4 protein-coding genes and 2 pseudogenes are annotated in these 6,662 nt (G+C 44.8%); 3 read left to right on the top strand and 3 right to left on the bottom strand.

The window, feature by feature from the left end:
* Positions 1-526: 526 nt before the first annotated feature.
* Positions 527-1,224, bottom strand: a protein-coding gene (locus FTV43_RS14200) for an IS1 family transposase (protein WP_225905514.1) whose coding sequence is annotated in 2 segments (ribosomal slippage) — positions 527-975 and positions 975-1,224 — 699 coding nt in all. Because the reading frame shifts where the segments join, the coding sequence is not laid out codon by codon here.
* A 147-nt stretch (positions 1,225-1,371) separates the two neighbouring features.
* Here FTV43_RS14200 and FTV43_RS14205 point away from each other — a divergent pair.
* Positions 1,372-2,913 (top strand): phosphoethanolamine transferase, encoded by a 1,542-nt coding sequence (locus tag FTV43_RS14205; protein ID WP_095092192.1) that lies wholly within the window; start codon positions 1,372-1,374, stop codon positions 2,911-2,913.
* Positions 2,914-3,184: 271 nt separating this feature from the next.
* On the opposite strand, the pseudogene FTV43_RS14210 reads toward FTV43_RS14205, so the two are convergent.
* A pseudogene (locus tag FTV43_RS14210) lies at positions 3,185-3,647 on the bottom strand (transposase).
* Between the two features lie 194 nt (positions 3,648-3,841).
* On the opposite strand from FTV43_RS14210, the gene wzz(fepE) reads away from it, so the two are divergent.
* Positions 3,842-4,984, top strand: coding sequence for an LPS O-antigen length regulator Wzz(fepE) (wzz(fepE), locus tag FTV43_RS14215; protein WP_021544858.1), 1,143 nt, complete (start codon positions 3,842-3,844; stop codon positions 4,982-4,984).
* Positions 4,985-5,021: 37 nt separating this feature from the next.
* Here wzz(fepE) and FTV43_RS14220 read toward each other — a convergent pair whose 3' ends face one another.
* Positions 5,022-5,261 (bottom strand): cupin domain-containing protein, encoded by a 240-nt coding sequence (locus FTV43_RS14220; RefSeq protein ID WP_218945200.1) that lies wholly within the window; start codon positions 5,259-5,261, stop codon positions 5,022-5,024.
* Between FTV43_RS14220 and FTV43_RS14225 the strand changes: the two are divergent.
* Positions 5,261-5,443 (top strand): annotated as a pseudogene (locus FTV43_RS14225) (TM2 domain-containing protein); the annotation flags it as partial. The gene FTV43_RS14220 and the pseudogene FTV43_RS14225 sit on opposite strands and share 1 nt — an antisense overlap.
* Positions 5,444-6,662 lie beyond the last annotated feature (1,219 nt).

Raw genomic sequence — 6,662 nt, forward strand, 5'->3', positions numbered from 1 at the left:
TTACCGGTGTCATTCCGCTGTTATGGCCGCGTTTATCTCATTCCACGCCTGACACTCAGTTCCGGGTAGGCAGTTCGCTCCAAGCTGGACTGTATGCACGAACCCCCCGTTCAGTCCGACCGCTGCGTCTTCTCCGGTAACTATCGACTTGAGTCCAAGCCGGAAAGACACGACAAAGCGCCACTGGCAGCAGCCACTGGTAGAGGGTGTACAAGAGATTACTGATGCAGAGTTCTTGAAGTTAGAGCCAAACTACGGCTAAACTGGAAGGACGAATTTGGTGGCAGCGGTCTTGTACACCCTGTTACCACGGTTCAGAAGTTCCCCAACTTACTGAACCTTCGAAAAACCACCTCCCCAGGTGGTTTTTTCGTTTCTGGATAAGAGACTACGACGACAGACGGACGATCTCAAGAAAATCCTCTCTAACAGGTTATATTCAGAGTAAAAAAAGTGAGCTTAAATATGGCTTTTTCAATAGCAGAAGTGCGCGAGGGGCGTATCGGTTCTTGGTAATGACTCCAACTTACTGATAGTGTTTTATGTTCAGATAATGCCCGATGACCTTGTCATGCAGCTCCACCGATTTTGAGAACGACAGTGACTTCCGTCCCAGCCTTGCCAGATGTTGTCTCAGATTCAGATTATGTCGCTCAATGCGCTGAGTGTAACGCTTGCTGATAACGTGCAGCTTTCCCTTCAGGCGTGATTCATACAGCGGCCAACCATCCGTCATCCATACCACGACCTCAAAGGCCGACAGCAGGCTCAGAAGACGCTCCAGTGTGGCCAGAGTGCGTTCACCGAAGACGTGCGCCACAACCGTCCTCCGTATCCTGTCATACGCGTAAAACAGCCAGCGCTGACGTGATTTAGCACCGACGTAGCCCCAATGTTCGTCCATTTCAGCGCAGACAATCACATCACTGCCCGGTTGTATACGCGAGGTTACCGACTGCGGCCTGAGTTTTTTAAGTGACGTAAAACCGTGTTGAGGCCAACGCCCATAATGCGTGCACTGGCGCGACATCCGACGCCATTCATGGCCATATCAATGATTTTCTGGTGCGTACCGGGCTGAGAGGCGGTGTAAGTGAACTGTAGTTGCCATGTTTTACAGCAATGAGAGCAGAGATAGCGCTGATGTCCGGCAGTGCTTTTGCCGTTACGCACCACGCCTTCAGTAGCGGAGCAGGAAGGACATCTGATGGAAATGGAAGCCATGCAAGCACCTAAAAATCACCATCATACACTAAATCAGTAAGTTGGCAGCATTACCGAGAGCGGCTTTTTAATTAAATAATGATTTCCTATGATTTTTTTTTTAAACTTACTTACTTACTTACTTACTTATATCTATGTTATCAAATAATGAACATCATCAATAAAATTTCAAAAAACCATCAAAAAAACATATACATAGCTTTATGTATTATTAATCTAATTTTTATAATTAATACTTCCCATAGAATAATCGCTAGTAATATTTATTACTCCTTAACGCTTATCATACTTGGTGTTATTTTTTTCTATGGTTACACTTCAAAAATTAATTCAATTATTTCTTTATCAATATCAAGTTTTATTATTTCACTTCTATTTGTTGATTTAATGACATATCGAATGACCTCCTGGTATTTTCATCAGGTGCCAAATGAAATCATTAATATTATTCTTGATACTAACCCAGATGAGATTAATAGTAATTTTTTCTTTTCAACAAAAGAAATCATAGGGCTACTAATCATAGCATGTAACTTCTTATTTATTCTTATTGGAAAAAGAGACTCTAAATTTCAGTTAAGGCATTTTTATATTTTCATTATTCTGTTTGTTTCTTTGTTAATCGCCTTTAAGCCATTAGGATTAGCTTTGAAAGAAATTAATAAAGGTTTATCTGAACTTAAGAAAAACGCACAAATTATAAAAGATAAAAAAAACTTCAAGTGGGATTCTAAATCTACAATAAATGATAAGCAAACAGTGGTTCTTTTTTTAGGCGAAACTAATAGAGGAGATTATTTACATTTTAATGGTTACCCTAAAAACACAACCCCAAATTTAGATAAAGAAAATTTAGTTTCTTTTAAAAACACAATATCTCAAGGAGCATATACTTTAGTTTCCACACCAATGATCCTTTCTAGAAAAGGTGTGTATGATAATGGTCTTTTTAATGAAACATCAATAATTAGTGCTTATAAAGAGGCTGGATATGAAACTTGGTATGTTTCTTATCTGAGTAAAAGTCACATAGGAGATAATGAAATAAATTTAATTGCAAATGAAGCTGATCATTATGTTGTATCTGATGTCAACGTGAATACATTAGAGAAAATATTAAATAATAAAAGCAAGAAAAAGCTCATAGTTTATAAAACTATCGGGAGTCATTATCTGTATCATACAAGGTATCCATCAAATTATGATGTTTTCAAACCATCTTTTAATGAAAAAACATATTCAACTCCATCTTTAAAAGATAAGGATAAATTAGAAAATAGCTATGCTAATTCAGAATTATTTTCTGTTGATAAACAGATAAGCGATTTCATTAATGTGTTAAAAAATACAGATGGACTTGCATATTTATCTTTTATTTCAGACCATGGAACTGCTATTTATGATGATGGTAAATCGTTGTATGGCGGTAATACAAAAGGCAACTATAACATTGCTCATTTTTTTTGGTTTAATGATTTATACCACAAACAACATCCTGAGCTAATACAAAAACTTTCAATTAATAAAGATAAAAAAATAACATCCGAATGTTTCGTAGATACTAGTTTAGAGTTATCCTTTATTGAAAGTAAGATTAAAAAAGGTTGTTCCCTACTAAACGATAAATTTATTGAAAAACAGCGATTGGTGAAAAATGGTAAAGTTTATGATTTCGACCAAGATTTATAAAATGATTTCCATATAATTGAACTAGCTAAAACTTAACCTGGCAGTTACTTATTTTTATTAGGTGTCTGTCAGGTTAAATATGTTTACTAAGTTATACAAAATATAAGACACTGTTGCAAAGTTAGGGAAGGTGCGAATAAGCGGGGAAATTCTTCTCGGCTAACTCAGTCATTTCATTTCTTCATGTTTGAGCCGATTTTTTCTCCCGTAAATGCCTTGAATCAGCCTATTTAGACCGTTTCTTCGCCATTTAAGGCGTTATTCCCAGTTTTTAGTGAGATCTCTCCCACTGACGTATCATTTGGTCCGCCCGAAACAGGTTGGCCAGCGTGAATAACATCGCCAGTTGGTTATCGTTTTTCAGCAACCCCTTGTATCTGGCTTTCACGAAGCCGAACTGTCGCTTGATGATGCGAAATGGGTGCTCCACCTTGGCCCGGATGCTGGCTTTCATGTAACCGGGCAAACAGACGCATGGAGGCGATTTCGTACAGAGCATCTTCGATCGCGCCATCGCTCAGGTTGTACCAATGCTGCATGCAGTGAATGCGTAGCATGGTTTCCAGCGGATAAGGTCGCCGGCCATTACCAGCCTTGGGGTAAAACGGCTCGATGACTTCCACCATGTTTTGCCATGGCAGAATCTGCTCCATGCGGGACAAGAAAATCTCTTTTCTGGTCTGACGGCGCTTACTGCTGAATTCACTGTCGGCGAAGGTAAGTTGATGACTCATGATGAACCCTGTTCCATGGCTCCAGATGACAAACATGATCTCATATCAGGGACTTGTTCGCACCTTCCCTAAATCTGATAGTCGGTCTACAGATAGATCAATCTGGCGTTCAGATTATTCTTACTTTCTTGTATCATCCGACCACTGCAACCAATCAGGCAGAAATTTACTGCGCTCCAAAAAGAAGAACGGTTATGTCAGCGATGGATTTCAAGAAAAACACGGACCTCGATTTTCCCCGTTATGCCACTCCGGCGGTAAGCACCAAAGAGATAGATCTCCTGGGGTTGTTAGACGTACTTCTGGCAGCCAAAAAACGTATTGTGACGATCGTCCTGGCGTTCGCCGTAGTAGGGTTGGCCATTGCGTTTTTAATCCCGCAAAAATGGACCAGTAAAGCCGTGATCACGCCGGCCGAGCAGACGCAGTGGAACACGCTGCGCCAGATGATGGTGACGCTGCAGGTGCTGGACGTCGACGCGAAGGTGAGCCGTGGAGACGTGTTTAACCTGTTCATCAAAAAGTTTCAGTCGCAGTCGCTGCTCGAAGAGTACATGAAAACCTCCCCGTACGTGATGTCTCAGCTGGAAGGCACCGAGGTAGACCCGCTGGAGCTGCATCGCGCGGTGGTGAATATTGCTGAGAAAATGAAAGCGACAGATAACACGCAGGTTAAAGACGCAGACAAAGCGCCGTATACCTCATGGACGCTGAGCTTTACCGCCCCGACGGCGGGAGACGCGCAGACGGTTCTGGAAGGTTACATCAACTATATCTCCCGCATTGTTGAGCAGGAGACGATGGAAAATATCCGTAACCAGATCACGCTGAAAACGAAAGTCGTTCAGCAGCAGCTGGAGCTGGATCGCGTGCGTCTGACCAATATCCACAACACCAACCTGCAGCGCCTCAACTATTCGCTGGAAGTGGCGAACGCGGCAGGCATTAAGAAGCCGGTTTACAGCAACGGACAGGCGGTAAAAGACGATCCTGACTACTCCGTGGCGCTGGGTGCTGACGGTATTGCGCAAAAGCTGCAGATTGAAAAGAATCTGAAGGACGTGGCCGAGCTGAATGCGGATTTCCAGAACCGTGAATACTATCTGACTCAGTTGCAAAAACTGTCCGTGGAAGACGTGAAGCTTGAACCCTTCAGGTATCAGCTTTCACCGTCACTGCCGGTGAAAAAAGACGGTCCGGGCAAAGCCCTGATTGTGCTGCTGGCAGGGATTCTGGGCGGCCTGTTTGCCTGCGGCAGCGTGCTGCTGCGTGAGGCAATGCTCTCGCGTAATCCGTTGCCAGAGCCGATAACGGCCGTAACGCCAGCAACAGAGTAACGACGATATTAAAAAGGCGCTGATTCAGCGCCTTTTTTTATTTCAGGAAATCGTCGCGCACCGGCGTAAAGGTATCCAGAAGGGTGCCGGGCTTCAGGCAAATGCAGCCGTGCATCACGTGCGGCGCTTTATAGAGCGTATCGCCCGCCGTCACGATCTGCTTTTCTTCACCTATCGTAAACTCGAACTCCCCGGAGAGCACATAGGTAAGCTGTTCATGCGGGTGATTGTGCATCGGGCCAATCGCACCCTGCTCAAAATTGACCTCCACCGCCATCATCTTTCTTAGCATTCTTCCTTGGTGGATTTGGCGTACATAAATTTTACTTAGGTAAAATAGGACAGGGATTCCTGTATCTAATTTTTTGCTGGACATTCATACCCGCGATCATCGCGTTTATTGAGTTTATTATTTATCTATGCGATTCCGATGAAAAATTCGCAAGAAAATATGGCTAACTCATAGCAAAAAAGCCCTGCGGGGCTTTTTTTGTACCAGTCTGTGAGGCAGATTTACCATAACATCCGTTGCGTGCACCGCCTGAGAGGCTCTCAGGGCGTTTCTGGGTCTTCCTGCCTGTTTCCGACACTTCCCTGTGCCTATATCGTGAAAAAACGCGCCTGATGATTCTGGCGCGTCTGCATGGCTATGCACACACATGCATGGCCGGGATTTTAGCGGCTAAAATCCGGCTGGACGCCCAAAAGCACCACTGAACCTCACGAATAACGCCTCACGGGTGTGCAGTTTACTGTGCGGCCGTGAGGCGTTGGCCAGGCCGTCAGGCATGGCTGGATTTATTGCTAAGGGGGTCGGATTTAACGTGGATGAATCAGCACGCAGTGATGAACGGGATTCGGAAGGGGCACCCTTGCGGCGCGGCGATGTATACATCGCTAACGTGCCTTGGTCATTTATTGCAAGAAGGGAGAGGTAGCATTTTGATAGCAAAAAAGTAGCAAAAGGATAGCAACCGAAAGACCAGAAGACTCTGGAGATAGCAAAAAAGTAGCAAAATGGTAGCAAAAAGATAGCAAACATGCGGGAGCTAACCAGGAGTCTTTAGCGGGCCGGCGGTACTCCAAAAACACATCTTGTCCCGCTGTTTTGTGAATAAGCCAGCATAGCTGTGGGCACAAAACATTTCCTGTCCGCTGCTTTAACCTTTGTAATCCAGGAACGTCAGGTGACGTCACTTTGCGGCGTTAGCCCTATCCTGCATCGTATTAAAAAATGCAGCACTGGCGCGTACGGTGCCGAAGATAAGTCCGGGGATATTCCGCTTCCTCGCTCACTGACTCGCTACGCTCGGTCGTTCGGCTGCGGCGAGCGGAGGGAACGGAGACATTAAGGCACAGGCAATGAGAGAGGATCGAGAGGCAAAAGAAAAGGCCGCGGCGTTGCCGGTTTTCCATAGGCTCCGCCCCCCTGACAAGCATCACAGAATCTGACGCTCAAATCAGTGGTGGCGAAACCCGACAGGACTTAAAGATACCAGGCGTTTCCCCCTGGTGGCTCCCTCGTGCGCTCTCCTGTTCCTGCCTTTCGGTTTACCGGTGTCATTCCGCTGTTATGGCCGCGTTTATCTCATTCCACGCCTGACACTCAGTTCCGGGTAGGCAGTTCGCTCCAAGCTGGACTGTATGCACGAACCCCCCGTTCAGTCCGACCGCTGCG

Source organism: Acinetobacter sp. YH16053, assembly GCF_013417035.1.
GTDB lineage: Bacteria > Pseudomonadota > Gammaproteobacteria > Pseudomonadales > Moraxellaceae > Acinetobacter > Acinetobacter towneri.

Coding starts and splice junctions, on each gene's coding strand:
- FTV43_RS14205 (WP_095092192.1), top strand. CDS start 1,372: ATGAACATCATCAATAAAATTTCAAAAAACCATCAAAAAAACATATAC.
- FTV43_RS14220 (WP_218945200.1), bottom strand. CDS start 5,261: ATGGCGGTGGAGGTCAATTTTGAGCAGGGTGCGATTGGCCCGATGCAC.